Below are 25,398 nucleotides of genomic sequence, written 5' to 3'. Positions count from 1 at the left end.
ATGAGCATGGCACAACGCTTTATTGAAAACCAAAGCCAAGACTGCCTGCGAACTAAGGCTGCAAAAGTAGCCTTAGAGCAAGTCCTAAAAACGCTAACACCTTCTAGCGTGATTGGTATCGGCACTGGTGCAACAGTTGAAGTCTTCATTCAACTATTGAAAGAAAGTGGCGCTGAGTTTGCTCATTGCGTATCCAGTTCGGTTCGCTCAAGTCGAGCTTTATCCTCTGCAGGGCTGAATGAGATATCCATATCTGAATGTGGCCGTGTTGATTTCTACATTGATGGCATTGATGAAGGTCTTACAACCGGCATGACCGTGAAAGGTGGTGGTGCAGCACTGGCTCGTGAAAAAGTACTCGCGACGCTTGCTCTAAGCTTCATCACCATCGCAGATAGCGGTCGATTGGTCACTCAACTCGGAAAGTTTCCACTCCCTGTAGAGGTTTTACCTGCCGCACAAACCGCTGTGTTTAATGCCTTACAAAGCCTTGGTGGACACCCGACGTTGCGCCAAGACTGCACCACTGATAACGGCAATATCATTCTCGATGTTGCTCATTTGGACATCGCTGAACCAAAGCAATTAGAACTCCAAATTAACGCTATTCCTGGCGTCGTCGAGAACGGTATTTTCGCGCAAAGAACGGCCGATTTCATGGCTTTTTCGAATGCAGAAGGTACGTATTTATTATCAAAGCAACACGTTCAATAGCTGGGATTTATAATCAAAATGAGACCTCGCTTGCAAGTCTATTTACAAGCATGTCAGTAAGGATAATTTAGGAATAAAACATGACGGAAAGCAATTTTTCAGCTCAAACACTGCGCTATTTTGATTCAAATATTGAAACGTTTACGCATGATCTATCTGAGCTAATTGCTATTCCGTCTGTACGAGATATCAGCAGCTGTTCACCCAATGCTCCTTTTGGTTTACCGATTAGAAACGCATTCGACTTTCTCATTTACTGGGCGAAACGAGAAGGGTTTGAAGTCCGTGATCATGATGGTTATGCCTTGGACATCAGCTTTGGCGAAGGCTTACAAGAAATCGGCATATTGCATCATGTAGATGTGGTAGAAGCAGGTAATTTGGACTCATGGTTAACCCCTGCATTTGATATGCACCAACAAGGTGATGACTTATTGGGGCGAGGCGTTACCGACAACAAAGGCCCGTTAATGGCCAGTCTGTATATTCTCAAGATGTTTAAAGCGCTTGATGTAACACTCGACAAAAAAATAAGAGTGATCATCGGCGGCGCAGAAGAGACAACTTGGGAATGTGTAGAGCATTATTTTAATCATAACCCTCAACCGGATTATGGTTTCTCTCCAGATGGCGACTTCCCAATCGTTAATGGAGAAAAAGGCATCCTATATGCGTCATTGCAACGAGAATTCCCAACTCACAATGGCCTAGGAACTTGTCAGATCGTAAGCATTGAAAGTGAGCGTGACAGAACATCCACCTGCTATCAATTATCGATTTATCTGACAGGAGAAAAAGCGGCTGAAGTAGCAGCAACATTTGAAACTTCAGCAACGGTCACTCTTGCCAATGTGGCACAAAGTGACAACCACCAACAAAAGGAGTTGTACTGCGTTGAGTTGTCAACGCCGTGGGAGAAATCTCGCAACCCGCATAAGGTCGATAACTGTATGGATCAGTTTGTTCGTCACATGCGACATGTTGAAGGGTTAGACACTAACTCTCGAAATTTAATTGATTTACTAGACGCGTGTTTTAGTGATTCCAATGATGCTTCGAAATTAGGGCTAGCACACCAAGATAATGAAATGGGGTCGACTACATGCTGTGTCTCCTCCATCAATTTGAGTCAACATGGCTACAACTTGGATTTTGATTTTCGGTTTCCTAAAGGACTGACTATCGATCAAGCTCGTACCCAACTCCAGTATGTATCCCAACAATACGGAGTGAGATTGATTGAACACCAGTACTTACCTCTATCTTACCTCTCACCCGAAAGTGAACTTATCCAAGCAATGGGAAAAGCTTATTCCGAAGTTACCAAAATGGACGCTCAATGCTTTAGCAAAGGTGCAGCTTCTTACGCGCGCGCGCTAAACAATGGTGTGGCATTCGGACCTACTTTTCCTGGTGATGTGACTCGTGTCCATGAGCCCAATGAAAGGCTCAGCCTCGAGTCATTAAAAAGAGCAATAACAATATACGTGAAAGTTCTCATATCACTTTAGGAGTAAATTATGAGAGATAAGGTTCAAGCACTTGCTGGAGGTATGATGGTATCCATCATCGTACTGGTTATCGCAGGTATATTTATTGGTGTAGGCGCTGGTGTTGTAAACCAAATGTCTGCTACCGACTCTGTTATTTGGGCATTCTTTAAGCTGATGTTAGATCTTGGCTTGATGGTCATGCGCAATCTACCGCCTTTCTTTGCGATTGGTCTAGCGTTCGCGCTGGCGAAATCTGAAAAAGGTTGGGCAGCCTTCACTGGCTTTACCATGTTCATGTGTTTCAATGTCGCTATCGGATCGATCGCTGCATTTCACGGATGGACTCAAGAAACTACAAGCGTTGCGTCATTAATGAATGATGCTGGCTACGACAAAGTAGCAGCGCAAAACTTCAACTCTTTATGGGGTGAGTCTTTAGGTATCTTCGCTTACAACATGGGGATCTTTAGCGGTATTCTTGTTGGTTGCATTACGGCTTGGATCCACAACCGTTACTACAAATTCGAAATGCCTGCACTCTTGAGCTTCTTCTCTGGCCCTCGTGCCGTAGTGATTTTCGCTTACTTCGCTATCATGCCTATCGCGCTGTTTGTTTACTACGCTTGGCCGCCGATCGCTGGGGCACTGCAGTCCATCACTACCTTGATTACTAGCTCAGGTATTTTTGGCTCTTTCCTATTTGGCGTATTTGACAAAGGCTTATTGCCATTTGGCTTACATCACCTTATCGCCTTCCCTATTGAATACACTCGTGTTGGTGGCGTAATGGAGATTGATGGTGTTGTTTACGAAGGTGTTCGTAACATCATGAATGGCCAAATGAGTTCACCAGAGGCAACGAGCTACATTACACATAACTTTACCAGCGGTCGTATTCCAATCCAAATTGGTGGCCTAACGGGTGCTGCTTATGCAATGTACGTAACAGCAAAAACAGCCAATCGTAAGAAGGTAGCCGCTATCATGGTGCCTGCAGTATTTACGGCTGCTGTTATCGGTATTACCGAGCCACTGGAATACACCTTCCTATTCGTCCAACCATTCCTATTCTTTGCAGTGCATGTTCCGCTAAATGGTCTTGCTTATGTGATCACCGAAATGATGGGTGTTTCAATTCACGGTAATCAGCTGCTATTTATGGTGCCTAACCTACTACAACCTGAAAAGGTTCATGCTTGGGCTCTATTGTGGATTATCCCACTATACTTCGCGATTTACTTCTACACATTCAAGTTCTTCATCCTGAAGTTTGATTCAAAAACTCCAGGTCGCGAAGACGAAGATGGCGATATCGCACTTTACTCAAAGGAAGACTTTAAAAAGAAAAAAGAGCAAACCTCAAAAGGTCTGCCAGTTGAAATCATTGAAGCGCTTGGCGGTGCAGACAACATCGAGAACGTAACAAACTGTGCGACTCGACTGCGTGTTTCGCTGCACGACGAGTCGCTAGCCGCGAGCGATAAAGTATGGAAACAACAGCTCAACGCTATTGGAGTCGTCAGAATGAACAAAGGCATTCAAGTGATATACGGAGCGAACGTTATTACGATTGCGTCTGGTATCAAAGAAGCCCTTGGCATTGATTCTTAACCAAGCACTTCCTCGGTAACCCTACCGTTACGAGTTTATAAAACCTTAGCAATTGCAATCTCTCCTGTGGCTACAAGTCACAGGAAGGGGTTCGTGCACCTGAAATATGGAAATTATAAAAATGAAAACAATAACTAAACATGCAGTTACTTTACTTGCTCTTTGTGTTTCTGGCGTCCTACACGCAAACGAAAATACAACATCAAGCTGGTCTGAGCGCAACCCTATCGCCTTCTGGGGAGATAGAGCCAATGAAGACTGGAGCTATGTCGATGGTCTAGACGAAAGTCAAAAAAGCTTTTCAGAAAAACTCAAACGCTTAGATATTGATGACAGTGGTGACTGGAAAGTCTCATTTAGCGGCAATGTAAAAGCGGCACTCGATAACCGTTGGAATCACATGTACGACGGAGAAAACCGCAAGAAAAATGAACTGCGTACTCGCATGCAATTCTCCACCGATGTGACTTACCAAGACTGGATGCGTGTATTTGGTGAAATTCGAACCAATTACACTAACCTCGATAGTCCGGGTCCAGTAGACGATGCCGGTACTGACTTCCACCAGTTGTTTACCGAATTCAAATTACTCGATGACGGTGAGCAATACCTAAGTACCCGCCTTGGTCGCCAAGAAATATACTTAAATGAATGGCAAATGATGAACCGTGAACCAACGCCAGTTCAATCAAGTTGGAATGCAGCCAGCGCAAAATACAGCGTAGCAGGCATCAATTTTGACGCATATTACGGCGAGGAAGTATTCCCTCTCTACAAAGATGGCAGCTTCGGTGGTAACTGGGATGATAAAACCAATGGCAAAAAATCGACCGGCTTATTCGCTAATTGGAGAACTGACTTCGGGGCAATGCAAGCCTACATAATGAGTAACAAACTCACCAATGAAAGCTTTGTTAATGCACCAGGCGGTGACGTCGACATTCAAGTTTTAGGCTTACATGCACATGACTTTGTGAGTGAAGGGTTTGGTTACATGCTCGACGGTGTTTACCAATTTGGTGATCATGCAGGTAAAGATATCTCAGCCTACATGGCTTATGCCGATTTGAACTACAACTGGAAAGCAGACTGGAACTATCGCTTAGGTCTGAACCTACATTATGCATCAGGTTCAGATAAAGACAGCGACAAAGTGAACACGTTTAACCCTTTGTGGACAGGTGACCCACTGGGTTTCGCGCATGACGGCGCTTACGGCAACGCAATGCAGGTCGGTTCTTACACTGTGATTGAGTATCAGCCGAAACAATCCATCATCGCTGGCTTTATGTCGACATGGCGTGCCAACACAGATGATGCAATCTACACACTCAACCAAGATGTATTATTTGGTGCAGAGTCTGACGAAAAATACGCTTACACCCAGTTCTATCTGCAATTCCATAATTACATCACAGGCAACTTAAAGTCTGAGTTAAATATGTACTACGCATTAGATAGCGACTACACACGTGACGTAGTCGGCAGTAGCAGTGATGACATTTCCCGTGTTGAAATCGCACTGATCTATAACTTCTAACACTGCTTATCAGGTTAGTATGTTACTAAATGAATTCGCCCAGCAGTGCTGGGCGAATTTTTTAGATCATCATATTTCAGTTAATTGAATTACTCATCCGGCTGCTTGGTTCGAAGATCCACATATGGCCAGTAATGGTGCCCGACTCGAATCAAAAGTGTTGCTGCTGCTAAGATAAACGCTGCAACAGACAACCAAACGATGAGTACTGCATCTAACTCTTTCATGCCTAAAGTGATGTAGCGAGCTATTGCCATCATCGCGATGTAAATCGGATATCGAACCGGGATCTTACCGTTCATCACAAACTGCTGAACCATCGCCAACACTTCTAAATAGATAAACATCAGTAGAATATCGGTCAATTGCACTCGACGTTCAGCAAAAACATGCATGAACTCTTCGACCATCGCAAACAAGGTCGCCAGTGTGATCGCTACCAGTAATACCGCTTCCATAATGTGAAATACTTTTAAAAACGGCTTACTAAAAGATTTAGGTAAGTGAGAAGGCATAGTCACTCTTCAAAAAATAATTAATCCAGTCTCTACATTAGCATGCGCTCTAGAGAAGCGACGAATACAAAAATGGCCCCACATTCACTGCAGAGCCATCGACTTGTTTTTTTACTTAGCCACTTTCTAGTGGCTAACTAACCTTACAACAGAATCAGGTACGTTAAGAACACCACACACAGCCCGTAGATCAATGGGTGCACTTCTTTGCGCTTACCTGCAACAACCATTGTGAATGCGTAGCTGATGAAACCCATCGCCATACCGTTCGCTGGTGAGAAGCTTAGCACTGTGAACATGATGGTGAAGAAAGCTGCAATGCGTGACTCTTTCTTTTCCCAGTTAATCTGACCAAGACGACCCACCATGTAGATGCCTACCACAACCATCGCAGGCGCGACCATTGCCGCTGAGAAGATAGAGAAGATTGGGTATAGGAATAGAGACACTAGGAATAAGCCAGCCACCATGACTGCCGCTAAACCTGTTTTCGCACCTTGAGAAGAGGCAATACCCGATTCAGAGAAAGCAGTAATCGATGTGGTACCTAGAATTGAACCAATCACAGTACCGCCCGCATCAGCCACTAGCGCCGATTTTGCATTCGGCACTTTACCGTCTTTGTCGATGATACCTGCATCACGGCCAACACCCACAATCGTGCTCAATCCATCGAAGAAATCGACAATCAAGAAGATAAGTACGATGAACAACAAATCGAACATTTTCTCAGGCGTAAAAGCTGAGAAGTCAAAGATAGCGCCAAAGCTGCCTGCCATACTTGGTGGCATTGAAACGAATTGGTCAGGGATTGGGGCGTTTGATGTGCCCATGAATACATCAGCAAGAATGGTCAGTACGATAGCTGAAACAAACGAGATAAACGTGGCCAACTTAATATCACGAACCATACAGCCCAATGCGATGAAGATGCTCACATAAGCGATGATCACTTTTGGATCGGAAATGTCACCTAAACCAACCAGTACGAACGGGTTAGAAACGATGATACCCGCATTCTTAAGGCCTAAGAAAGCAATAAATAAGCCGAGAGATACGGTAATCGCTAGCTTCAAATCTTCAGGAATTGATTCAATCATCGACTTACGGATATTGGTCAACGAGAAAGCGAGATAAAGGATACCGGATAGGAAGATACCAAATAGCGCTTCATTCCAAAGTACCGCCACAGAACCGCTTAACAGTAGACCTTTGAAGAATCCGTTCATACTCATGCCCGGAGCCAGCATGACTGGGTAGTTACCCCAAATACCCATGATAAGCGTTGCGATAGCAGCAGAAAGAGCGGTAGCCGTAAAGACTGCCCCTTTGTCCATCCCCGGGATGCCCCCCAGAATTGCTGGGTTAACCGCCAAGATATAACTCATCGCTAAGAAGGTAATAAAACCTGCGTATAGCTCAGTGCTGATCGTGGTCTTTCTCTCTGAGAGTTTGAACAGGGTGTCAAGCGAGCCAGACGTTTTCTGGGCTTTCAGGGTGGAGTCGGTATTCACAACAAAACCTATGTAATAAATTAAGAAATTTGAGATTCAAATGCTGTGAGAATAGAGGGGTCTCTACACTAAAAACTGTAGTCACCAAGGTAGGCTCGGTAGTAGAAACATCTAGTCCATATCACTAGATATATACAGCATTTAATCGTTTGCGCGGATTGTAAGGATTGAGATTAAAACTTCAACAAATTTTGTCCAGATCACATAAAAAAGTGAAGATGACGAGCCATTGCAGTTATACAAAGATCCTTGAAAAGATCATTCGCTGATAAATAACGATCAAGCCAGTTGTTCTCAATCATCTAAATATGCTACTCTTCGCCTCCATTTTTCTGACCTAATTTTCACCAGTTGCACCTATTAGTTTTACTAGTTATTCCTTTATAGACGTAACCACCGGAACAAAAATTAGGGTCAGTGCTATCTTTTATAGTGTCGGTTTATCGCCTTCACTCAATCCAACCAACAGTGGAAATATACAGATGGGCATAGGTACTCTTTACATCGTATCTGCACCTAGTGGCGCAGGTAAATCGAGCTTGATCTCAGCAATGCTGGAAACCAATCCAACCTACGCAATGAAGGTATCTGTTTCACACACCACTCGCGGTATGCGCCCTGGTGAAGAGAATGGTGTTCACTACCACTTCGTAGAGAAACATCACTTTGAAGACCTGATTAAGAAAGGTGAGTTCCTAGAGTACGCTGAAGTGTTCGGCAACTACTACGGCACTTCACGTGTTTGGATTGAAGAAAACCTAAACCGCGGTATCGATGTATTCCTAGATATCGACTGGCAAGGTGCTCGTCAGATCCGTGAACAAATGCCTCAAGCGAAGAGTGTCTTCATTCTTCCACCATCAAATGGTGAGCTAGAGCGTCGTTTGAATGTTCGCGGTCAAGATAGCGACGAAGTTATTGCGAAACGCATGAGCGAAGCAAAATCTGAGATTTCTCACTATGCAGAATACGATTATGTGATCGTAAATGATGACTTTGATGCAGCCCTAATGGACTTCAGAGCTATCATTCGTGCGGAGCGCTTAAAAGAAGATAAGCAAGCAGCGAAATACAGCGGCATGCTTACAGCACTACTAGCGGAATAATCTCTGATACCAATCGTAGTAAACAACTGGTCATTCTAGCTTGTGAAAAAGCCTGATAACGTCGTTAGAATTTTTGATTGTAGGGTCACTACTTGTCGAAAAATTCTGCCTTGTTCTCAAACTTTTGTTCGGCGCTATCTCTGAACACTTATTTACTGTGATTGGTATAACTGGATTTTCCATTGAGATAAGTATACGGTGAACTAGAAAGTCTCTAGTTAAACTTGTATACTTTCTCGTCATCAAAAATTTATTAGTTAATTACTATTTGGAGTCCTCATGGCACGCGTAACTGTTCAAGACGCTGTTGAAAAAGTTGGCAACCGTTTCGACCTAGTTCTTATTGCGGCTCGCCGCGCACGTCAAATGCAAACTGGCGGCAAAGATTCACTAGTGCCTGAAGAAAACGATAAGCCAACGGTTATCGCTCTTCGCGAAATCGAAGAAGGTCTTATCACTAAAGACGTACTAGATGCTCGTGAGCGTCAAGAGCAACAAGAGCAAGAAGCGGCTGAGCTTGCAGCAGTAAGCAGCATCGCTCACACTCGCTGATAGAATCAACGTCATTCGAACTAATTAACCTTCCGGGCCTTTAATTTGTATCTATTCGATAGCCTCAAAGACGTTGCCCAAGAATACCTAACAGAGCCTCAAGTTGAGGCTCTGCGTCAATCTTATGTGGTAGCGAGAGACGCCCATGAAGGGCAAACCCGTTCAACGGGTGAACCATACATTATTCACCCTGTAGCCGTTTCAAGAATCCTGGCAGAAATGCGTCTGGATATAGAAACTCTGCAAGCAGCCCTACTCCACGATGTAATTGAAGACACTGAAGTTACAAAAGAGGAGCTAGAAGCTCAATTCGGCAATACCGTTGCTGAACTGGTTGATGGTGTATCTAAGCTGGATAAGCTTAAATTTCGTGATCGCAAAGAAGCGCAAGCAGAGAACTTCCGTAAGATGGTTCTCGCGATGGTGCAAGACATCCGCGTTATCTTGATCAAATTAGCTGACCGTACTCACAACATGCGTACGCTTGGGGCACTTCGTCCTGATAAGAAGCGTCGTATTGCTCGTGAAACCCTAGAGATTTATTCTCCGCTAGCTCACCGTCTTGGTATTCATAACATTAAGACAGAACTAGAAGAGCTGGGCTTCGAAGCCCTTTATCCTAACCGTTATCGCGTCCTGAAAAACGTAGTGAAAGCTGCGCGTGGTAACCGTAAGGAGATGATCCAACGTATCCATAGCGAAATCGAAGGCCGCCTTGAAGAAGTCGGTTTGCCTGCTCGCGTACTTGGTCGTGAAAAGAACCTGTTCTCCATCTATAACAAGATGAAAACCAAAGAGCAGCGCTTCCACACCATTATGGACATCTACGCTTTCCGCGTGGTGGTTGATACACCAGATACTTGCTATCGCGTACTTGGTCAGGCCCACAGCCTGTACAAGCCTCGTCCTGGCCGCATGAAAGACTACATTGCAGTACCGAAAGCCAACGGCTACCAATCTCTGCACACGTCAATGATCGGCCCTCACGGGGTGCCAGTTGAGGTCCAGATCCGAACTGAAGATATGGAGCAGATGGCAGATAAAGGTGTCGCGGCGCACTGGTCTTACAAAGGCAATGGCTCACGCAGTAGCAACGGGACAACCGCACAGGTTAAAGCACAACGTTGGATGCAGAGCTTACTTGAGCTGCAACAAAGCGCAGGTAACTCATTCGAATTCATTGAAAATGTTAAATCTGATCTGTTCCCAGATGAGATCTTCGTATTCACGCCGAAAGGTCGCATTGTCGAACTTCCAGCAGGCGCAACAGCAGTCGATTTTGCTTACGCGGTACATACCGACGTCGGCAACATGTGTGTCGGTGCTCGTGTAGACATGAACCCTTACCCACTCAGCAAATCGCTGAAGAATGGCCAAACTATTGAGATCATCAGTGCTCCGGGCGCACGTCCGAACGCAGCATGGCTCAACTATGTAGTGACCTCACGTGCGCGTACGAAGATCCGTCAGGTTCTGAAAACGATGCGTCGTGAAGAGTCGATTACCCTTGGCCGTCGCCTACTGAACCATGCACTTGGTGAACACTCTATTGCCGATGTCGGTCAAGAGAATATCGAACATGTATTGTCTGATCTACGTCTCGATAACATTGAGGACTTGCTAGCATCGATTGGTCTTGGTGAGCTGATGAGTATCGTTATTGCTCGTCGTTTATTGGGCGATGCTGATGAACTAACTGAAGTGGTAAACAACAGCGATACGTCTAGGAAGAAATTACCTATCCGTGGTGCTGAAGGCCTATTACTGACGTTCGCCAACTGTTGTCACCCGATTCCAGATGATCACATTATTGCTCATGTATCTCCAGGTCGTGGTCTTGTGGTGCACCGTGAAACGTGTCCAAACGTTCGTGGTTACCAGAAAGAACCGGATAAATACATGGCGGTTGAATGGTCTGACGATTACAACCAAGAGTTCACAGCAGAACTTCAGGTCGAATTGCAGAACCATCAAGGTGCGCTGGCTGAGCTAACTAACGTTATCTCGAAAACAGGCTCGAACATTCACGGTATCTCAACCGAAGAACGTGACGGACGCTTGTACACAGTGACTATCTTGTTGACCACGAAAGATCGTGTTCATTTAGCGAGCATTATGAAGAAGCTACGTGTGATGCCACACGCGCTCAAAGTAAGACGTCGTAAGAACTAACGTTCGAACTTATTGGCAACTTTGCTAAGAATTGAAATCCCCTTAATGCTTTATCGTTTAAGGGGATTTTTTATAACTGAATCCTCGAATTTATCTGACTCCATTCCTGCCTGTACAAAAATCCAGTAAAATGCTTGAATAGATTATCTCTCTTACGTTTATGAGCCTTGTTATGTCACAGCTTTTATCTGCTATCCCTCTCAACTCTTTATCTGGAGTCGGCGCAAAAGTCGCAGAGAAACTGGAAAAGGTTGGGCTTAACAATGTACAAGACCTGCTATTTCATCTGCCTTTGCGCTATGAAGATAGAACTCGTATCTATCCCATCGTAAAGCTGCATGCCGGACTGTGGGCTGCTGTGCAAGGCAAGGTGATGCATGTTGATACCATTTTCGGTAAACGTAAGATGCTCGCAGTAAAGATCAGCGATGGTAACGGCACGATTACTCTGCGCTTTTTCAACTTTACTGCAGGAATGAAGAATAACTTTGCCGAAGGCAAACAAGTGCATGCTTATGGTGAGATCAAGCGCGGCAATATGGGGCTTGAGATTGTTCACCCTGACTACAAATTCTTTGCTCCTAGGCAACAACCAGACGTTGAAGCCAACCTGACTCCAGTGTATCCAACCACTGAAGGGCTAAGACAAGTCACGCTGCGTAACCTCACTGACCAAGCCTTAGAGCTGATCGACAAGGCCGCGGTTAACGAGCTTCTCCCATCAGGTTTATACGACCACCAAATTACCCTCGCACAAGCACTGCATACCATTCACAGACCACCTCCGGGAATTGACCTAGAGCTGTTTGATGAAGGCAAGCACCCTGCGCAACTGCGCCTAATTATGGAAGAGTTACTGGCTCAAAACCTGTCTATGTTGTCTGTTCGTAGCAAAGGGCAGCAAGACAAGGCAATGCCTTTTCCTCCAGTAAACACTCTTAAAGATAAGCTACTGGCTCAGCTGCCGTTTTCACCAACCAATGCCCAAGCACGAGTGACCAAAGAGATCGAAGCTGACTTGGAAAAGCCGCACCCTATGATGCGTTTAGTGCAAGGTGATGTGGGCTCTGGTAAAACCTTAGTCGCTGCACTCGCGGCGGTTCGCGCACTCGAACACGGTCAACAAGTAGCACTGATGGCACCAACTGAACTACTCGCAGAACAACACGCGATTAACTTTGCCAACTGGTTTAAGGCAATGGGTATTCAAGTTGGATGGCTAGCAGGTAAGCTCAAAGGTAAGGCTCGTGAAACTGAACTAACACGTATTGCCAGCGGCGAAGCACAAATGGTGGTGGGAACTCATGCGCTATTTCAAGAGCATGTCGAATTCAAAAACCTTGGCTTAGTGATCATCGATGAGCAGCACCGATTTGGTGTCCACCAGCGATTAGAGCTGCGTGAAAAAGGCGCGAAGCAAGGTTATTACCCTCACCAACTGGTGATGACCGCGACCCCAATCCCACGAACGTTAGCAATGACGGCCTATGCCGATCTTGAAACTTCTATTATTGATGAGTTACCACCGGGGCGAACCCCAATTCAAACCGTCGCGATTCCTGATACCAAGCGCGATGACATTGTTGAACGTGTGAAAAATGCGTGTCTCAATGAAGGCAAACAAGCTTACTGGGTGTGTACGTTGATTGATGAATCAGAAGTACTGGAAGCTCAAGCTGCAGCGGATACGGCAGAAGAGCTGCAACGCAAACTGCCCGACGTAAAAATTGGTTTGGTTCATGGCCGAATGAAACCCGCAGAGAAACAAGCGGTGATGCAGGAATTCAAAGAGAATAAACTGCACCTGTTGGTTGCTACAACCGTGATTGAAGTAGGTGTAGATGTACCGAATTCGAGCTTAATGATCATCGAGAACCCAGAGCGTCTTGGTCTAGCGCAACTGCACCAACTGCGTGGCCGTGTTGGCCGAGGTTCGGTCGCAAGCCATTGTGTACTGTTGTACCACTCCCCACTATCTAAAACCGCTCAGAAGCGCTTAGGGGTACTTCGTGAAAGTAACGATGGCTTTGTTATTGCTCAGCGTGATTTAGAGATTCGTGGCCCCGGTGAACTACTTGGTACCAAACAAACAGGCTTGGCTGATTTCAAAATTGCCGACTTAGTCCGTGACCAACGTTTGATACCTGAAGTGCAGCGTATCGCGCGTCATATTCACGATAGCTACCCAGACAACGCCAAGGCGATCATCAACCGCTGGCTGGGTGAACGCGATGTGTATTCTAAGGCGTAATTCGCCCTCATATCTTGCTTAAAACGTAAAAAGGCTTCTACAAGGAAGCCTTTTTCGTGCGTATAGCCTAAGGTTTCACAGGGAAACTGATCTGCGCCTTCAAGCCACCCTCACTGCGGTTATTCACCACCACCGCACCTTGGTGTTGGCTGACAATACGTTTCACGATCGCTAAACCTAAACCTGTCCCTTCACTACCACGAGCCGTGTCACCACGAGTGAACGGTTCAAACAACTTCCCGATCTGGTCTTGTGGAATACCCGGACCGTTATCTTCTACCGTTACCCAAGCCAGTTTGTTATCAGCCGTCATACCAGTCGATACTTTGACCCAACCATTACCGTAGCGCAGCGCGTTCACCACCAAGTTACTCACTGCACGCTTCATCGCGATCGGGTTACCCAACGCAGGTTTCATGGTTTCTGGAATATCGGTTTCAATCTGAACCTCATAGCCTCCTTCAGAGCTAGAGACCTCACGCGCAATATCATCGACAAATACCGCCTGGAATGAGTCTCGGTCCACAGGCTTTAAGTAATCCATAAACTGACTGATGATCTCATTGCACTCTTCAGTATCACTGATGATCCCTTCCGCTAGATAACTATCTTCTGGCGACATCATCTCAGTCGCCAAGCGAATACGCGTGAGTGGTGTACGCAGATCATGGCTGATACCCGCCATTAGTAGGGCTCTATCTTCTTCGAGTTCTTGAATGCCTTTCGACATCTGATTAAAGGCTCGAGTTACCGAGCGAATCTCTTGCGCCCCTTGTACTGGTAAGGGCGGTGGAATATCACCTCGCCCAACACCTTGCGCGGCTTTCTCTAGGGCTATCAACGGCCGATTTTGCAAGCGGATAAACAGCCACCCACCAGCAACAATCAACAACGCCATGATCAGACTGTTACGAAATAGAGGCGCAAAGTCTTCTTCTTGCAGCTCAGACAGGGGAATACGAATCAAGGAGTTAGGCAACTGCGCAATGTCCATCCACAACACGTAACTTTCTTTGCCCAAAACTAATCGCACTTCGGTCTCAGAGCCGAGCTCTTTGGTCATCTCCTCACTCATCAGGTCTATCGCGACCGCATGGTAGTACTCGCCCGACGCTTCACTGTCCTTGGCATGAACCGTAACCCCGAGCTGCTCAAGTACACGCTGACGCAATGGCGCATCAATCTCGATATCACTGCCTTGGTCCAATACTAAGTTTAGTTCGTGAGCCAGGATCTTATTAAACTGCTGCAAACTCGGCATCAATGCATAATTGAACACCGCGTAATAAGAAAAGATTTGGCTAGCAACCAACAGGGTTAAGAAGAGCACTATCGACTGAGTAAAGGAGCTACGTATGCGCATAGAAGACCTAAAGTGAGGGATGATAAAGGGATATAGTGGGAACTATAGCTGTAATACCAATCACAGTAAGTAAATGATCATAAATAGCGCCGGAAAAAGGCTTGAGAACAAGGCTGCAATTTTTGATAAGTAGTTATTCTACAATCAAAATTTCTAACGAAGTTATCGAGCGTTTTAACAAGCTAGGATGAGCAGTTATTTACTACGATTGGTATCTCTCATTGTGCTGAATACAAAACGGGCCATCGCATATTAATGAGATGACCCGTAAATAAGAAATTCTGAATCACAGAACGAGCAAAGCTAGATTACACAGCTTTGCCATCTGGAACGAATACATAACCCAAGCCCCACACCGTTTGGATATAACGAGGTTTACTTGGATCTTCTTCTACTAGACGACGCAAACGCGAAATCTGAACATCGATAGAACGTTCCATCGCTGAATACTCACGGCCACGAGCCATGTTCATCAGCTTATCGCGAGACATTGGCTCACGAGCGTTAGTGACCAGTGATTTCAGAACCGCAAATTCACCTGAGGTAAGAGGCATAGGCTCTTCACCGCGGAACATTTCACGTGTACCTAGGTTTAGGCGGAACTCACCAAACTCAACCACAGACTCTTCTGTGCTTGGCGCGCCCGGTGCTTCAATCACTTGGCGACGCATTACCGCTTTGATACGAGCAAGCAGTTCACGTGGGTTAAATGGTTTTGGCAGGTAATCATCAGCACCCACTTCCAAACCCACGATGCGATCCACTTCGTCACCTTTTGCGGTCAGCATCAGGATTGGTAGCGAGTTGTTTGCGTTTCTTAGACGACGACAGATAGAAAGACCGTCTTCGCCCGGCAACATTAAATCCAATACCATCAAGTGAAAGTTTTCACGGGTTAACAGGCGGTCCATCTGCTCACTGTTTGCCACGCTACGCACTTGAAAGCCTTGCTCTGACAGATAGCGTTCTAGCAGTGCACGTAAACGAGCATCGTCATCGACCACTAAAATTTTGTAGTTTTCTTGCATGTAATGGTTCCACCTATTAAAGCTTAAACCTAAGGTTAAGCATTCTTGGTAAATTGTATATTGGTATAAGACATTAAAAATGTAACATTATTGAGGGAAAAGTCGCCTAAATAATTGTTAACGTATGTTGCCTTTCTATATATTCTATCTTAGATCATCATTTCATTAAGTCAGATTTATGAAAACCAAACTTATCACCCGCGAAGGTTATAACAAGCTCAAAGCAGAACATGACCACTTATGGCACGAGAAGCGTCCAGAAATAACCAAAATAGTCACTTGGGCTGCAAGCCTTGGAGATCGTTCAGAAAACGCAGATTACACCTTCAATAAGCGTTTGCTTCGTCAGATTGATCGCCGAGTGCGTTTCCTACGAAAATTCCTACCAGATGTCACTATCGTGGATTACTCGCCACAACAAGAAGGTAAGGTATTTTTCGGTGCTTGGGTCGAAATTGAAAATGATGATGGGGAAATTAAGAAGTTTCGAATTGTCGGCCCAGAAGAGATCTACGGCGATGCTAAAGGCTATATCTCTATCGACTCACCAATGGCTAGAGCTCTGCTCAAGAAAGAAGTAGATGACGAGTTTACGGTAACCACACCGGAAGGCGACAAAGAGTGGTTCATTAATTCGATTCGCTACGCAGGCGACGAATAATCAAACCTAATAAACACTTAGCGATGAGCTGAGTGTTCAAGCAAACCCAAACGCCAGATAAAAGAAAACCCCGCAAGGCTTTCGCCTAGCGGGGTTAAGTCTCTATCGCAGCAATCCGGCTACTGTTTATCTCTTCGAGATAAGGTGCTCCCTGCATCTTTCCTTGATAGTGGCTAAATCCTTTAACCAATTTCCTTTTTGTTCATCGCCATCCTAGCGGTGTCCATTCTAGCCTGTCATCCTGACTGGCGAATCTCATCCAGAGATTATCACATCCTTGCTGACCACTCATCCTAAGTAATCAAATCTTCATCCTGAAGATACCTAGTCCGTTAGGCTTTTTCCTGTTCCTGCCAACTCCCTGTCGACAAGTTAAATATTACGGTATTTGGGCGAGTTTCCTAGACAGTCCCAAAAAATATTTCAGGCGAGAAATACGCCCACAAACACACAAACACACAAACACACAAACAAATAAAATCAGTAACTTAGATTTATTTTAAGACGATTTCATCGATTTAAAGTGACTTAGTCGCACACCACGTGTGAGAGATCTCGCACAAAGTGGGTATCAGAAACGGAAATTGGACTTCTGACAGGATAATTACACAGTCAAAGCTAGAAAAAGCGTACGCTCACCCCCATGTATTTGTCATGATATTAAATAAGAGATTCATCGGATGAGCCAAGCTATCTGTCGACTGATTGCTGAAGAACTGAATGTTCGTTCAGAGCAAGTCATCGCCGCAGTCAACCTAATTGACGACGGTAACACCGTTCCCTTTATTGCCCGCTACCGTAAAGAAGTCACGGGTGGCTTAGACGATACCCAACTGCGTAACCTTGATAGTCGCCTTTCATACCTTCGCGAACTTGACGATCGCCGCCAAACGATTCTTAAGTCGATTCAAGACCAAGGCAAGCTCACGCCAGAATTAGAGCGTGACATCACTCAAGCCGACAGCAAGACGCGCCTAGAAGATTTATACCTGCCATACAAACCAAAGCGCCGCACCAAAGGTCAAATCGCGATTGAAGCAGGCTTAGAGCCACTTGCCGATACACTTTGGAATGAACCACAACACGATCCTGAAACCGAAGCCGCTAACTTCATCAGCAGCGATAAAGGCATTGCTGATACCAAAGCGGCACTGGATGGTGCACGTGCAATCGTGATGGAGCGTATTGCAGAAGACGCCAACCTACTTGAAAAGATTCGCCAACATCTAACACGCAACTCTGAGCTCGTTTCACGTGTAGTGGCAGGCAAAGAGCAAGCCGGCGAGAAATTCAAAGATTACTTCGAACACAACGAAACACTCAATAAAGTACCTTCACACCGTGCGCTTGCTATGTTGCGAGGCCGAAATGAAGGCTTCCTAACGCTGGCAATGAATGCTGACCCTGAGCAAGAAGAAGGTGTACGTGGTTCATACTGCGAAAACATCATCTCTGATCACTACGGTATTACCCTGAGCAGCGCACCTGCAGATGCATGGCGTAAGCAAGTGATTAGCTGGGCATGGCGTATCAAGGTTTCCATGCACATGGAAACTGAGCTGATGGGCGCGATGAAAGAACGCGGTGAAATCGAAGCGATTGAAGTGTTCGCAACCAACCTTAAAGACTTGTTGATGGCGGCGCCTGCTGGCCCTCGAGCAACTTTGGGCTTGGATCCGGGTTTACGTACCGGTTCGAAAATCGCAGTGGTGGATTCAACCGGTAAGGTTCTAGCAACAGAGACCATTTACCCTCACCCACCACAGAAGCAATACGATAAATCTGCACACGTGGTTGAGCAGATGGTTCGCCAATACAATGTTGATTTGATTGCGATTGGTAATGGTACCGCTTCACGCGAAACAGACAGTTTTGTTGCTGATGTGATTAAACGCGGCAACCTAACAGCACAAAAGATTATTGTCAGCGAAGCGGGCGCATCGGTTTATTCCGCGTCTGAGTTAGCGGCGAAAGAATTCCCGAACATGGATGTATCGATTCGTGGTGCGGTGTCCATTGCTCGTCGTCTGCAAGATCCACTGGCAGAGCTAGTGAAGATTGACCCTAAATCGATCGGTGTGGGCCAATACCAACACGACGTGAGCCAAACTATGCTCGCTAAGCGTCTAGATGCGATTGTCGAAGACTGTGTAAACGCGGTTGGTGTTGATGTGAATACGGCCTCTGCCGCACTGTTAACTCGTGTTGCTGGTCTTTCTAACACCATCGCCCAGAACATCGTGGACTTCCGTGATGAAAACGGTCGCTTCGAAGCGCGTACAACACTCAAAAAAGTCGCTCGTTTAGGGCCAAAAGCGTTTGAACAGTGTGCGGGTTTTCTAAGAATCATGGATGGTAAGAATCCACTAGACGCATCTTCGGTTCACCCAGAAGCTTACCCATTGGTGAAGGCCATCGCCGAGAAAAACCAGAAAGACATCAAGTCTCTGGTGGGTAATACAGACTTCTTACGTGGTTTACATGCGGTTGATTACACCAATGAGAACTTCGGTGTACCAACGGTAACCGACATCATCAAGGAGCTGGATAAGCCGGGTCGAGATCCTCGTCCTGAATTCAAGACAGCAACCTTCGCCGATGGCGTAAATAGCATGTCTGACCTAGAACCCGGCATGATCTTAGAAGGTGTGGTTTCAAACGTAGCTAACTTTGGCGCCTTCGTTGACATTGGCGTTCACCAAGACGGTTTAGTACATATATCAGCGCTAACCGATCGTTTTGTGTCTGATCCTCATGAAGTCGTGAAAACGGGAGAAATCGTCAAAGTGAAGGTGATGGAAGTGGATGTTCAACGTAAACGTATCGCACTAAGCATGCGTATGAAAGATGAACCAGGCCAAGACAACCGAGCGCAACGTTCAAGTGCGCCTCGTACGCAAAGCCGACCAAATCAAAACTCACAAGGTGGACAACGCCGTCGTGAGGAGCCGCAACAAAACGCTGCGATGGGCGGTGCTTTCGCAGCTGCCTTCGCTAAAGCGAAAAAGTAACCCGTTAGCTCATCTGCAAAACGGATGTGCTTAAAACAGAAAACCTGCATCCCTTAGGGTATGCAGGTTTTTTTATTATGTGTTCAAAAAAGACATCGAAGCTTGGTTGGGTCATAAGTTTTCGACTTACAACACGACTAGCATCTCTGATGGAGCATGAGGCGCAACAGCATGACCATAATGATATTTTATGACCTTACGTCGTTTCTCCATCTGTCCCTCCTGAATCGCCGCATCTAAAACATGCTTTGGCAGGCGGAAACGCATGGTATAGCCCTTTCCTTGATCAGCACTGTATGTTCTCAGAGCCAATAAGCTGAACAGCCTGTCAAAAGGATCTTGTGGCTTTTCATGGCTAACCGAATTGGCCTCTGACTCGTTCTCCATTTCATAACCTGGATGGTCTGAAGGATCCCAAGCCGACTGCTGCCTTCGTTTATCGTCTGATTTGACCTTACGCTCTGCATTGGTTCTCGCCAATGCTACTGCGGGAGCAACAGGTTCTCGGACTCTATTATCACGCGCAACTTGCTCTGTTTGCACATTAACGGACGGGGCGATTAGTGGCACACTTACTGCAGTTGCAGGTGACACAATCATCGCGAACTCTCCTCAAGAATCGCCCATCACTGTTGCCATAACACTGTCGTACTGAGTCAGCACAACAGGCATAGCCCAACTTACCGCAATCAACTCATGAGAGAGTTAGGTCTGAGTATCATGCAATGCCTTGGTGTTATACCAATCGTAGTAAATAACTGCTCATCCTAGCTTGTTAAAATGCTCGATAACGGCGTTAGAACTTTTGACTGTAGAATAACTACTTATCAAAATTACTTGTCAAAAAAAAGCAGCCTTGTTCTCAAGCCTTTTTCCTACGCTATTTTTGAACCCTTACTACTGTGATTGGTATTAGGTTATATATCGACCAATCCGGCAATAAATTTAGTGATTATTTTTGCGCGAAGCTAACTAGTTCACTGCAAAAGGCATCGGCTTCTGTCATAAACGGCGCATGTGAAGACTGCGTGAATATATATTGCTCGGTATGAGGCAGCGCTCTACCCAGATCTTTTGCTACCTTGATTGGCACCAATCCATCCAGTCGCCCGTATAAACGCAGCATAGGCACTGAAATCTCCGGCAGTTGTTCACGCAAGTCAACATCAGACAGCATCTTTAAGCCGGCCAATAAAGAATCAGGATTCGGAAGCGGACGAGACAGTACCGCTTGCTTGAGTTGTTTTACATCTTGCCTTGCAGAAGGGCTGCCCATGGCTTGCAGTGCCATAAAGCGTTCGATAGTGGTTTGGAAATCTTCAACCAGCTGTTCGGTAAATGCGCTTAATACGTTTGGCTGAATACCTCGCCATAACACGGGTTCTTTTGCAGCGGCGAATTTAGGAGAACTGGCAACAGTCACCAATTTACTTACGTAATCTGAGTGATGCAAAGCCATGTGTGTTGCGACCAAGCCACCCAGTGACCAACCGACCCAAATAGCCCGCTTTGGAGCTTCGGCCAACAATTGCTGAGCTATCTCTTCAAGATCTTGAGCGTGGCAATGCGCGCTGTGTCCATACCCAGGAAGGTCAACAACATGCACTCGAAAATCAGCTTCTAACGCATCAACGGTTTGTTGCCATACCGCACCGTTCATTCCCCAGCCGTGAACCAACACTAAATCAGGCCCTTGCCCAGAAACATGCCAATATAACGTGTCACTCATTCTCGATATTCCCTACTTTTTCCATCAGCGATAATCCGCGCTTTTCAGTATTGTGAGTAAAAGGAACACCATAACCCAAAAGCATCACGAGCTATGTTATCCGATTGGCTACAAAAACACACACCACGTCTGGTCACACCTCAATGCGACCTGTGTAAGCTAGATAAGTCGCACAGCGATACTCACCCTAGATGGTGTAATTATTGTCTCAAACTCTTTGATCCAGTTCCTCGCTGCCAACGATGTGGTTTAAAAACGCTGCTCACAGTAGAGCAGTGCGGGCAATGTTTATCACAGCCTCCACCTTGGCATCGTCTCTATTGTGTTGGGGACTACACCTTTCCAACAGCACGTTACATTCAGCAAATGAAGTACGCCGATAAGTTTTGGTTTGCACGCGATCTGTCAAAGCTATTAGCTTCACGTATCGAACATCCTGCTTCGATGATCACCAGTGTCCCTCTGCATTGGCGTCGATATATTCATCGTGGCTTTAATCAAAGTCAGCTGCTCGCTAATTACACAGCTCAAGAACTTGGCGTTAAAGATGAGGTGCTGTTCCGTCGAATTCGCTCAACAGCTTCTCAGCAAGGGCTAACTAAATCCGCGCGATTACACAATCTAAAGAGTGCTTTTACGCTTAGAAAACAAGACTTTCATGGAAATATCCCCTCTCACGTCGCGATAATTGATGATGTTGTAACCACCGGCAGTACTGTGTATCAATTATGCCAATTACTACTTGAAGTAGGTGTGAAAAGGATTGATATTTACTGCATCTGCCGCACTCCTGAGCCCTCTGGATAGAAGCTGTGAATCGCTACTTGTACAGCAATCCAACAAAAAAGGGCTGAATTACAAGTCTGACAGGAGTAGAATGGCGCTAATAACCTACAAATCTACTCAGGTATTCGTCGTGTCAAATATTACTATTACAGAAACAGCTCAAACTCACTTTGCCAATCTGCTGTCACAGCAGCCTGAAGGTACAAACATTCGTGTGTTCGTGGTAAACCCAGGCACACAAAACGCTGAGTGTGGTGTTTCTTACTGCCCAACAGATGCTATCGAAGCGTCTGACACTAAGCTTTCTTTCGACGCTTTCTCGGCATACGTAGATGAGTTAAGCCTACCATTCCTAGACGAAGCTGAGATTGACTTCGTGACTGACAAAATGGGATCTCAACTAACGCTTAAAGCACCAAACGCTAAAATGCGTAAAGTATCAGACGACGCAACTCTGATAGAGCGTGTTGAGTATGCAATCCAAACCCAAGTGAACCCACAGCTTGCTGGCCACGGCGGTCACGTTAGCCTAGTAGAGATCACTGAAGAAGGTGCTGCTATCGTTGCATTCGGCGGTGGTTGTAACGGTTGTTCAATGGTTGATGTAACGCTAAAAGAAGGCATCGAGAAAGAACTTCTTCAACAATTCGAAGGTGAATTGACAGCTGTTCGTGATGCAACTGAACACGATCGTGGTGAGCACTCTTACTACTAAGCTCTTTTACGACTAAGCACTCATATAGTCTTAGCCAGTAGATAGTTAAAGATTCAATCAAAAGGTTGATGCGCAAGCATCAACCTTTTTTTGTGTTTAAAACAGCAGAAGCACTCCTGAACCGTATATTTCTCGTTCAATGCTAACAATAGTGAGGCGTTACCATTTGCAGTAAGGTATTCAAGTGATCGCAATCGGTTCCTGCTCCAATAATTCTAGGATATGAAAGCTAGGATCTAGGAACTCACCGTCATTTCCCCTATATTAGAATGACTTTATAAGAAAGAATTCCAATGAGTTAAGGAGTGAGCGCAATGACAAAAAGGACCAAACCAGAAATTTTGGCTCAGCAAACTGTCGCTCAATCAAAACTGTTCTCTATCGAGTCTCTCGATTTACGCTTTTCAAACGGTGAAGAGCGCACTTACGAACGTATGAAGCCCAGCGGCCGAAACGCAGTCATGATGGTTCCGATTACTGAACAAGGCGATATTCTGTTAGTGCGTGAATACGCTGCGGGCACAGAGCGCTATGAACTCGGCTTCCCAAAAGGTCTAATTGATCCAGGCGAACAACCAAATGAAGCCGCCGTTCGTGAACTAAAAGAAGAGATTGGCTTTGGTGCCAACAAGCTGACTCCTCTAAAAGAAGTGATCCTTGCACCCTCTTATTTCTCTAGCAAAATGACGCTGTTTATCGCAGAAGAGCTCTACCCAGAGAAACTAGAAGGTGATGAGCCAGAGCCACTCGACATTGTCCGCTGGCCACTTGCTCAAGCCGAGGAACTGTTAACGCATCTCGACTTCTGTGAGGCTCGCAGTATTACAGCTCTACTATTAGCCCTTCGTGTATTAAACAATAATTAGAACATTCAGGCTCGCTCGAAGAGTAAGAGAATATTTATGCCAATAACAAAAGATTTGTCTCACCTCCTCCCTCCAGTCATTGAGATCGCACGATCGGCTGGACAGCTCATCTTAGAAATCTATGAGAAAAAGGATTACGAAGAGTTCACCAAGAGTGATGACACACCCGTAACCAGTGCCGATCTTGCAGCACATAAGCTGATATTAAAAAAACTCAGTGAATTGACGCCTGATATTCCCGTATTATCCGAAGAAGACGCCGACATCAGCCTAGAGCAACGCTCTCAATGGGATCGTTACTGGTTGGTTGATCCGCTGGATGGTACGCAGGAGTTCATTGCAAGAAGTGGTGATTTCGCGACAATTATTGCCTTAATTGAGCATAACAAGCCGGTAATGGGCGTCGTGTACGCACCCGTTTCAGGTGTGAGTTATTACGCTTACAGTGGTAAAGGTGCATGGAAAATTCCAGACCTTAATGACAGCGTTAAAATCAAAACGCATCGTCACGAGCTGCCAAACCAATCGATCGCGATGGCAATCAGTCGCCGCCAAGACATCAATCGAATCACTAATCGTATGAGCTCTGCTTGGAACTACGACTTAGTTCCTCTTGGCTCTGCTGCGCTTAAGGCATGTTTAGTCGCAGAAGGTGCTGTGGACTGTTATCTACGTATTGGACCAACCGGAGAGTGGGATACCGCAGCAACCCAGTGCATTGTTGAAGAAGCTGGCGGACGAATCTTAAGTACCCAGTTAGAGCCGCTTTCGTACAATGAAAGAGAGACGCTTGAGAACCCGAACTTCATTGTGCTTGGTGATGCTGACTTACCGTGGGCAGAAATCTTACAAGGTAAAGACTAGGCTTACTTGCTCTCTTTAACCGTCAGATATCCTCTAGATTCTCAGAACAAATAAAACGGGCACCTCACTGAGGTGCCCGTTTTATTTATATTTCGTCGTTTAGTAACCCTTAGCTATTTAGCTAAAAACGGCCTTGATAAGTAAATTGGTACTTACCTTGGCTGTCAGGGTTGCCCAACCACTTAAGCTGACTCTGCATCGCAGGTGGGAATTCAGCGCCCGGCTTAAACCATGCGGCCGAGGTGTAGCTTTGATTTGGCGTTACGCTCGCAGAAAACTCACTATCAACTTGAGCACTCTTCTGATTACCTTTCGCTGAAACAGTGCTGTTTTCACAACTGATGTCAGCAATCACAGGGCCAAAATCTAACGAGCCAACCGGAGAATCAACCGCAGCGCCAGACCAAGCAAGCGTACCTTCACCCGATTGGCACCAAGGTTGAGCATGAACCGCATGTTTGATAGTCAGTTCAACTTGTCCTGCAATAGACACTGGCACAGGTATCGCTGGCGCATACTTCATCACGTTACTAGCTGGCATTGATGCCACTAATTTTTCCGCGTAAGCACCGCTCATGCTATACCCGACAAGCCCTTTACCAGATAAGTTCATATCGCTGTTACGTCCAAAGCGAACCGCAAGTTCTACTTTGGCTTGGAATAGTTTAGAGAACTGGAAGTCCCACTGCACTGAGCCGTAATTGACACGCTGCCACGCAATATTGTTAGCGCGACCTTGCCAAACCGTACCCTCAACACCTTCAATGCTTAAACCACGTACAACGGGCGCATGTTTGAGAACAAAAGAAGCCGGCAAGTGCAGCAACAAACTTACCGAGAAAAAAACGATAAAGATGCTGCTAAATAACAAACCATACTTAAAAGATAAACCGCGTTTCACATTAAC

General features: G+C 45.7%; 21 protein-coding genes and 1 riboswitch. Of the genes, 14 read left to right on the top strand and 7 right to left on the bottom strand.

Translation table 11 applies throughout. The annotated features are described in order from the left end of the window. From rpiA to ACED60_RS07565, 4 genes are all read left to right on the top strand, one after another. Entirely contained in the window at window positions 1–714 is a 714-nt protein-coding gene (gene rpiA / locus ACED60_RS07580) for a ribose-5-phosphate isomerase RpiA (protein ID WP_371701518.1), read from the top strand. 80 nt (window positions 715–794) lie between these two features. Further along, entirely contained in the window at window positions 795–2,225 is a 1,431-nt protein-coding gene (locus tag ACED60_RS07575; RefSeq protein ID WP_371727244.1) for a Sapep family Mn(2+)-dependent dipeptidase, read from the top strand. Between the two features lie 9 nt (window positions 2,226–2,234). Next, window positions 2,235–3,818, top strand: coding sequence for a PTS transporter subunit EIIC (locus ACED60_RS07570; protein ID WP_371727243.1), 1,584 nt, complete (start codon window positions 2,235–2,237; stop codon window positions 3,816–3,818). Window positions 3,819–3,939: 121 nt separating this feature from the next. Beyond that, window positions 3,940–5,358: a hypothetical protein gene (locus ACED60_RS07565; RefSeq protein ID WP_371727242.1), complete on the top strand. Its 1,419-nt coding sequence runs from the start codon at window positions 3,940–3,942 to the stop codon at window positions 5,356–5,358. Window positions 5,359–5,447: 89 nt separating this feature from the next. On the opposite strand, the gene ACED60_RS07560 is transcribed toward ACED60_RS07565, so the two are convergent. Together ACED60_RS07560 and ACED60_RS07555 are read right to left on the bottom strand one after the other, a co-directional pair. After that, entirely contained in the window at window positions 5,448–5,873 is a 426-nt protein-coding gene (locus ACED60_RS07560) for a phosphate-starvation-inducible protein PsiE (RefSeq protein WP_009848000.1), read from the bottom strand. Window positions 5,874–6,016: 143 nt separating this feature from the next. Beyond that, entirely contained in the window at window positions 6,017–7,387 is a 1,371-nt protein-coding gene (locus ACED60_RS07555; RefSeq protein ID WP_065678261.1) for an NCS2 family permease, read from the bottom strand. Window positions 7,388–7,445: 58 nt separating this feature from the next. Then, a riboswitch (purine riboswitch) is annotated at window positions 7,446–7,545 on the bottom strand. A gap of 324 nt (window positions 7,546–7,869) precedes the next feature. On the opposite strand from ACED60_RS07555, the gene gmk reads away from it, so the two are divergent. The 4 genes from gmk to recG all read left to right on the top strand — a co-directional run bounded on the left by gmk (window position 7,870) and on the right by recG (window position 13,468). Beyond that, complete coding sequence (gene gmk / locus ACED60_RS07550; RefSeq protein ID WP_004735650.1) at window positions 7,870–8,493, top strand: guanylate kinase; 624 nt, start codon at window positions 7,870–7,872, stop codon at window positions 8,491–8,493. 279 nt (window positions 8,494–8,772) lie between these two features. Further along, complete coding sequence (gene rpoZ, locus ACED60_RS07545; RefSeq protein ID WP_009848003.1) at window positions 8,773–9,045, top strand: DNA-directed RNA polymerase subunit omega; 273 nt, start codon at window positions 8,773–8,775, stop codon at window positions 9,043–9,045. A gap of 45 nt (window positions 9,046–9,090) precedes the next feature. Continuing rightward, window positions 9,091–11,217 (top strand): bifunctional GTP diphosphokinase/guanosine-3',5'-bis pyrophosphate 3'-pyrophosphohydrolase, encoded by a 2,127-nt coding sequence (gene spoT, locus ACED60_RS07540; RefSeq protein ID WP_102249008.1) that lies wholly within the window; start codon window positions 9,091–9,093, stop codon window positions 11,215–11,217. Between the two features lie 172 nt (window positions 11,218–11,389). Continuing rightward, entirely contained in the window at window positions 11,390–13,468 is a 2,079-nt protein-coding gene (gene recG, locus ACED60_RS07535; RefSeq protein ID WP_371727241.1) for an ATP-dependent DNA helicase RecG, read from the top strand. A gap of 67 nt (window positions 13,469–13,535) precedes the next feature. On the opposite strand, the gene envZ is transcribed toward recG, so the two are convergent. Then, the gene (envZ, locus tag ACED60_RS07530) at window positions 13,536–14,831 is read right to left on the bottom strand and encodes a two-component system sensor histidine kinase EnvZ (RefSeq protein ID WP_012603020.1); all 1,296 of its coding nucleotides are present in this window, start codon (window positions 14,829–14,831) and stop codon (window positions 13,536–13,538) included. A gap of 308 nt (window positions 14,832–15,139) precedes the next feature. Further along, complete coding sequence (gene ompR, locus ACED60_RS07525) at window positions 15,140–15,859, bottom strand: two-component system response regulator OmpR (RefSeq protein WP_009848007.1); 720 nt, start codon at window positions 15,857–15,859, stop codon at window positions 15,140–15,142. A 178-nt stretch (window positions 15,860–16,037) separates the two neighbouring features. Between ompR and greB the strand changes: the two genes are divergently transcribed. After that, a complete protein-coding gene (gene greB / locus ACED60_RS07520; RefSeq protein WP_371727240.1) occupies window positions 16,038–16,520 on the top strand; it encodes a transcription elongation factor GreB in 483 nt (160 codons plus the stop codon). Between the two features lie 680 nt (window positions 16,521–17,200). Beyond that, the gene (locus tag ACED60_RS07515; protein WP_371727239.1) at window positions 17,201–19,531 is read left to right on the top strand and encodes a Tex family protein; all 2,331 of its coding nucleotides are present in this window, start codon (window positions 17,201–17,203) and stop codon (window positions 19,529–19,531) included. 126 nt (window positions 19,532–19,657) lie between these two features. On the opposite strand, the gene ACED60_RS07510 is transcribed toward ACED60_RS07515, so the two are convergent. Then, window positions 19,658–20,131, bottom strand: coding sequence for a hypothetical protein (locus ACED60_RS07510; protein WP_009848010.1), 474 nt, complete (start codon window positions 20,129–20,131; stop codon window positions 19,658–19,660). A gap of 352 nt (window positions 20,132–20,483) precedes the next feature. Beyond that, window positions 20,484–21,260 (bottom strand): pimeloyl-ACP methyl ester esterase BioH, encoded by a 777-nt coding sequence (gene bioH / locus ACED60_RS07505; protein WP_012603015.1) that lies wholly within the window; start codon window positions 21,258–21,260, stop codon window positions 20,484–20,486. A 93-nt stretch (window positions 21,261–21,353) separates the two neighbouring features. On the opposite strand from bioH, the gene ACED60_RS07500 reads away from it, so the two are divergent. The 4 genes from ACED60_RS07500 to cysQ all read left to right on the top strand — a co-directional run bounded on the left by ACED60_RS07500 (window position 21,354) and on the right by cysQ (window position 24,491). Continuing rightward, window positions 21,354–22,067, top strand: a complete 714-nt coding sequence (locus ACED60_RS07500; RefSeq protein WP_012603014.1) for a ComF family protein — start codon at window positions 21,354–21,356, stop codon at window positions 22,065–22,067. A 109-nt stretch (window positions 22,068–22,176) separates the two neighbouring features. Then, window positions 22,177–22,761, top strand: coding sequence for a Fe-S biogenesis protein NfuA (gene nfuA / locus ACED60_RS07495; RefSeq protein ID WP_004735612.1), 585 nt, complete (start codon window positions 22,177–22,179; stop codon window positions 22,759–22,761). Between the two features lie 314 nt (window positions 22,762–23,075). After that, window positions 23,076–23,627 (top strand): ADP compounds hydrolase NudE, encoded by a 552-nt coding sequence (gene nudE / locus ACED60_RS07490; RefSeq protein WP_009848014.1) that lies wholly within the window; start codon window positions 23,076–23,078, stop codon window positions 23,625–23,627. A 36-nt stretch (window positions 23,628–23,663) separates the two neighbouring features. Further along, window positions 23,664–24,491: a 3'(2'),5'-bisphosphate nucleotidase CysQ gene (cysQ, locus tag ACED60_RS07485; RefSeq protein ID WP_017099555.1), complete on the top strand. Its 828-nt coding sequence runs from the start codon at window positions 23,664–23,666 to the stop codon at window positions 24,489–24,491. A 121-nt stretch (window positions 24,492–24,612) separates the two neighbouring features. Here the strand turns inward: cysQ and ACED60_RS07480 are convergent, their stop codons facing one another. Continuing rightward, window positions 24,613–25,392 carry a type II secretion system protein N gene (locus ACED60_RS07480; protein ID WP_371727238.1) on the bottom strand — a complete coding sequence of 260 codons (780 nt, stop codon included), beginning with the start codon at window positions 25,390–25,392 and terminating at the stop codon, window positions 24,613–24,615. Between the last annotated feature and the right edge of the window lie 6 nt (window positions 25,393–25,398).

This window comes from Vibrio sp. 1F279, assembly GCF_041439815.1.
Classification (GTDB): domain Bacteria; phylum Pseudomonadota; class Gammaproteobacteria; order Enterobacterales; family Vibrionaceae; genus Vibrio; species Vibrio tasmaniensis_A.
This window is presented reverse-complemented; position numbering and strand designations above follow the sequence as displayed.

Coding starts and splice junctions, on each gene's coding strand:
- rpiA (WP_371701518.1), top strand. CDS start 1: ATGAGCATGGCACAACGCTTTATTGAAAACCAAAGCCAAGACTGCCTG.
- ACED60_RS07575 (WP_371727244.1), top strand. CDS start 795: ATGACGGAAAGCAATTTTTCAGCTCAAACACTGCGCTATTTTGATTCA.
- ACED60_RS07570 (WP_371727243.1), top strand. CDS start 2,235: ATGAGAGATAAGGTTCAAGCACTTGCTGGAGGTATGATGGTATCCATC.
- ACED60_RS07565 (WP_371727242.1), top strand. CDS start 3,940: ATGAAAACAATAACTAAACATGCAGTTACTTTACTTGCTCTTTGTGTT.
- ACED60_RS07560 (WP_009848000.1), bottom strand. CDS start 5,873: ATGCCTTCTCACTTACCTAAATCTTTTAGTAAGCCGTTTTTAAAAGTA.
- gmk (WP_004735650.1), top strand. CDS start 7,870: ATGGGCATAGGTACTCTTTACATCGTATCTGCACCTAGTGGCGCAGGT.
- rpoZ (WP_009848003.1), top strand. CDS start 8,773: ATGGCACGCGTAACTGTTCAAGACGCTGTTGAAAAAGTTGGCAACCGT.
- recG (WP_371727241.1), top strand. CDS start 11,390: ATGTCACAGCTTTTATCTGCTATCCCTCTCAACTCTTTATCTGGAGTC.
- envZ (WP_012603020.1), bottom strand. CDS start 14,831: ATGCGCATACGTAGCTCCTTTACTCAGTCGATAGTGCTCTTCTTAACC.
- ompR (WP_009848007.1), bottom strand. CDS start 15,859: ATGCAAGAAAACTACAAAATTTTAGTGGTCGATGACGATGCTCGTTTA.
- greB (WP_371727240.1), top strand. CDS start 16,038: ATGAAAACCAAACTTATCACCCGCGAAGGTTATAACAAGCTCAAAGCA.
- ACED60_RS07515 (WP_371727239.1), top strand. CDS start 17,201: ATGAGCCAAGCTATCTGTCGACTGATTGCTGAAGAACTGAATGTTCGT.
- ACED60_RS07510 (WP_009848010.1), bottom strand. CDS start 20,131: ATGATTGTGTCACCTGCAACTGCAGTAAGTGTGCCACTAATCGCCCCG.
- bioH (WP_012603015.1), bottom strand. CDS start 21,260: ATGAGTGACACGTTATATTGGCATGTTTCTGGGCAAGGGCCTGATTTA.
- ACED60_RS07500 (WP_012603014.1), top strand. CDS start 21,354: ATGTTATCCGATTGGCTACAAAAACACACACCACGTCTGGTCACACCT.
- nudE (WP_009848014.1), top strand. CDS start 23,076: ATGACAAAAAGGACCAAACCAGAAATTTTGGCTCAGCAAACTGTCGCT.
- cysQ (WP_017099555.1), top strand. CDS start 23,664: ATGCCAATAACAAAAGATTTGTCTCACCTCCTCCCTCCAGTCATTGAG.